Below are 4,253 nucleotides of genomic sequence, written 5' to 3'. Positions count from 1 at the left end.
AACGGTGACCCTCGTTCGCAGCGGCGGAAGCTCTTGTTGTGTAAGCGTGGGGCGAAACCCATCCCACCCCAAGCTACCGCGCTGGCAGGAAAGCGCGTCGGATTGGTAGCCGGGCGTGAAGGCGGCCACACCGCACTCGCTGCACGCCGATCGGAGCGCGTGACGAAATAACAGCGAAGAACGGCGCGCGGGGCGCGTTACAGAGGTCTGGGACCCTGCTCCAGAAACAACATAATACGGCTCTCTCGAGCAGATCTCATGTTATTTCGTCACGCGCTCCGATCGGCGTGCAGCGAGTGCGGTGTGGACGCCAACTGGCCACCTTCACGCCCGGCTACCAATCCGACGCGCTTTCGTGCCAGCGCGGTAGCTTGGGGTGGGATGGGTTTCGCCCCACGCTTACACAACAAGAGCTTCCGCCGCTGCGAACGAGGGTCACCGTTGGAAGCCGATTCAAACATCCCTCCGCGCGACCATCCATCGAGCCAGGGCGATAGCCGCCGAACAAGGAGTCGGTCTAGCGAAATCGGTCGCGCTGCTTCCCCCTTGCTTCCCCGCAACCGTGAGTACGCGATCGTTCGTTGGCATGCATTGTCTAAGTATCAAGGATCCAAAAGAAAAAGAAGTGCGCCCGGAGTGATTCGAACACTCGACCTACAGATTCGAAGTCTGCCGCTCTAGTCCACCTGAGCTACGGGCGCATCGTGCTGAAGATAGTGACTTCGGCGCCAAGCTACAAGCTGCGCGCCAAGGCCCCGGGAGACACTACTCAATGATCACGCCCGTTCCTATGCAAGCCCTCGCGCTGGAGAGCGCTCCGCTAGCCTGAAGCCCATAAGATGATTTCGATTGACCGAGTCGTCTTGGCATACTACACCACGGTGGTGAGGGGGGACCCCAATGTCAATTAGACAATTCCCGAGAAACCTTTGGCTGCCGGTCCTGGCCGCAACCGTCGGGCTGTCGGCGCCGGCGTACGGCGCCTATCCCACCAACACCTGCGTCGGCCAGAAGCTGAAAGCTGCCGCGATCGCCTGCCAGCAGGAGTTCATCGCCTGGGGCAAGTGGGAGAAGGATCCCTCAAAAGATCCCAGCAACGCCACACGCGATGCCGCTCTTGCAACCGCCGCGGCGAAACTCGGCAACGCCTGGACCGCTGCCGAGGTTGCCGCCACCGCCAAAGGTGTGGACTGCAGCGAGACAACTGTCTCTAGCGGTGACATGAACACCGCTGTCACGGCGGCGGTGAGCGACGTCGCCTCCACCATCGGCACCGGCAGCAGCAAGGCGGATGGGCTGTGCCGGTCCAAGCTCATCAAGGCGGCCGGTACCGACTGCCACCAGCTGCTGCAGGCCGAGAGCGCTTTCGTCAAGGCGCTCAAGGGTGACCCCGGCGGTACCAAGCGCGACGGGAAGCAAACCCACGCTGGGACGATTTTCGACGCGGCGTGGACCAAGGCGGATTGCTCGACGACGACCACCGCGTCCGCGATTGCGACCAAGCTCAGCACCCTCGACAAGACCGCCCTGACCGATACCACCGTGTCGCCCACCGTCGCCAGCACTTGGACGATGATCACGCCGCCGACGACGGTGTACAACACGAAAACGCTGAACCCCGTATGCTCCGACGGCACGCCGTACGTGTACTTCGTCAAACGGGGCACGGTGAATAAGTTGCTCGTCTACTACTACGGCGGTGGCGCCTGCTGGGATTACTTGACCTGCGGCACGCTGCAAGCATTCACGTACACCAAGAACACCGGATCGCAAGACAACCCTGCAAACGCGACTACAGGGTTTGCCGACTTCACGAATCCGGCCAACCCGTTCACCGATTGGAACATGGTCTTCATCCCCTACTGCACCGCCGACGTGCACTGGGGAGACGCGACCGTCGTGTACGACGATGGGTCCACACCGCCGAACACGGTCACCATCCAACACAAAGGATTCGTCAACGCCCAAGTAGTGGAAAAATGGACCCGCGAGCACTTCGTCAACCCGGACGTGGTCTTCGTTGCCGGATCCAGTGCCGGCGGCTACGGCGCATTGCTGAACTCCCTCTATCTTCAACAGAACGTCTACCAAGCATCCACGTTCCGCGTCTTAGATGACGCGGGGAACGGGGTGATCACCCCGGAGTTCCAGATCAACGACCTCGGCCAGTGGGGCGTCCAGGCAACCCTGCCCAAGTGGATCCCCGGGTTCAACAAGCCGCTCAGCAAGCTGTCGATTTCGAGCCTGGCGACGGCGGCGGCGAACTTCTACCCCCGCGCCAACTTCGCGCAGTACACGGCGGCTTGGGACAACGTCCAGACCCAGTTTTATAATACGATGGCCAACTCGGATGCCGACATCTTGAACTGGTGGCACAGCAGCTGTGAGTGGCACAGGCAGATGCATGCCTTGGTGCAGGGTACGGCGGCTGACACCATCACCAAGAAGAAGCCGGTGTCCAACTACCGCTACTACATCGGCGCCGGCACGCGACACACGGTGTGGGGATTCGACAAGATCTATACGGATACCACCGGCAGCGTCCCAGCTCCGGTCGACTGGATCAATGACATGCTGGCGGGCAGCCCCAGCTGGGCGAACGTGGAGTGTACCGACTGCAGCCTCGAACCCACGGATGAACGGCCGAGTCCACTCGTGGCGCCGTTCGGACCAGGGGGCACGGTGACCTGTCCGTAGCCGTTCGTCGGAGTTCAACCTGTGCTGACGGCTCCCGCTGAGGGGAGCCGATACTCGCGGCGGAGGCCAGCGTCGAAAGCGGAAAGTCAGAAGTTTGGCTTTCCGCTTTTCGTTGCTGCTATCTCTCCACCTTCCACACCGTGCCGGCGGACGTGTCTTCCAGCACGATCCCTTTGGCTTTCAACTCGGTGCGGATAGCGTCGGCTTGCTTGAAGTCACGGGCTGTGCGCGCGGCGTTCCGCGCCGCGATGAGCCGTTCGATCTCGGCGGTGTCGAGTGCCGCCCCGGCAAGATGTGCGCGCTTGCCACCTTCAAGGACAGTGCGCGGATCACGGTCGCCGATGCCCAGCACGGTCGCAATCTGCGCCACCGCACAGCGCAACGGTGCCGCCGCCGTCAGCTGGTTCTCGTCCAGCAGCCGATTGATGGTACGCACGGTCTCAAACACCACGCCAAGGGCGCGCGCCGTGTTCAAATCATCATCCATCGCCGCGCGAAATTCGCCGGCGACGGCAGTGTCAACCTCGGCCTCCCTCCAGTTGGGAATGGCCTCGTCGGCCCGCGCCAGGGTTTCGTACAGCCGTGCCAGCGCGCGTGCGGATTCTTCGAGGCGTTGCGGTGAGAAGTCCAGAGGGCTGCGGTAGTGGGTGCCGATGACGAACAGGCGCACGGCCTCCCCGCCAACCTGGCTCGCCGCTTCCTGCACGGTCAGGAAGTTGCCGAGCGACTTCGACATCTTCTCCTGCTCCATGGTGACCATGCCGTTGTGCACCCAGTAGCGTGCAAAGACGCAACCCTTGGCGCCTTCGGATTGCGCGATTTCGTTCTCGTGATGCGGAAAGATCAGGTCGGTTCCGCCGCCGTGGATGTCGAATGGCTGTCCCAGGTACTTGGTGCTCATCACCGAACATTCGATGTGCCAGCCCGGCCGTCCTGTCCCCCAGGGGCTGTCCCACCACGGCTCTCCGGGCTTGCTCGCCTTCCATAAGGCGAAATCCATCGGGTGGTGCTTGCGCGGGTCCACTTCCACGCGGGCGCCGGCCAGCATGTCATCGAGGCGCCGCTTCGCCAGCTTGCCGTACTCCGGGAACTTGTCGACGGCGTAGTAGACGTCGCCGTCGGCCGGGTAGGCCAGGCCTTTGCGCTCCAGCTCCTGGATCAATTCGATCATCTCCGCGACGTGCTCGGTGGCACGCGGCTCGAGCGTCGGCGGCAAACAGCCCAGCACCTTGACGTCCTCACCGAAGGCACGGATGTTCGCTTCCGCCAACGCCACCGGCGAGATGCCGGCTTTCTGCGCGCGGGCGATGATCTTGTCATCCACGTCGGTCAGATTGCGCACGAAGGTTACGTCGTAACCCAGCGCGCGCAGATGGCGGAACAGCACGTCGAAGGTCACCAGCGCGCGCGCGTGCCCGATGTGGGAGCGGTCGTATACGGTGACGCCGCAGACGTACATGCCGACTTTCCCGGGAACCAGCGGCACGAACTCTTCGAGGCGGCCGGTGAGTGTGTTGTGTAGTTTCATAACTTCAGCTGTCGGCTATCCGCACTCA

2 protein-coding genes and 1 tRNA gene are annotated in these 4,253 nt (G+C 62.5%); 1 reads left to right on the top strand and 2 read right to left on the bottom strand.

Annotated features, from left to right (window positions below):
- Window positions 1-626: 626 nt before the first annotated feature.
- Window positions 627-701 (bottom strand) — tRNA-Arg (locus VF515_18705).
- A 199-nt stretch (window positions 702-900) separates the two neighbouring features.
- Here VF515_18705 and VF515_18700 point away from each other — a divergent pair.
- On the top strand, window positions 901-2,697 hold the full coding sequence (locus VF515_18700) for a pectin acetylesterase-family hydrolase (protein ID HEX7409663.1): 1,797 nt from the start codon (window positions 901-903) through the stop codon (window positions 2,695-2,697).
- Between the two features lie 118 nt (window positions 2,698-2,815).
- On the opposite strand, the gene cysS is transcribed toward VF515_18700, so the two are convergent.
- The gene (gene cysS, locus VF515_18695) at window positions 2,816-4,225 is read right to left on the bottom strand and encodes a cysteine--tRNA ligase (GenBank protein HEX7409662.1); all 1,410 of its coding nucleotides are present in this window, start codon (window positions 4,223-4,225) and stop codon (window positions 2,816-2,818) included.
- Window positions 4,226-4,253 lie beyond the last annotated feature (28 nt).

This window comes from Candidatus Binatia bacterium (assembly GCA_036382395.1).
Classification (GTDB): domain Bacteria; phylum Desulfobacterota; class Binatia; order HRBIN30; family HRBIN30; genus JAGDMS01.
This window is presented reverse-complemented; position numbering and strand designations above follow the sequence as displayed.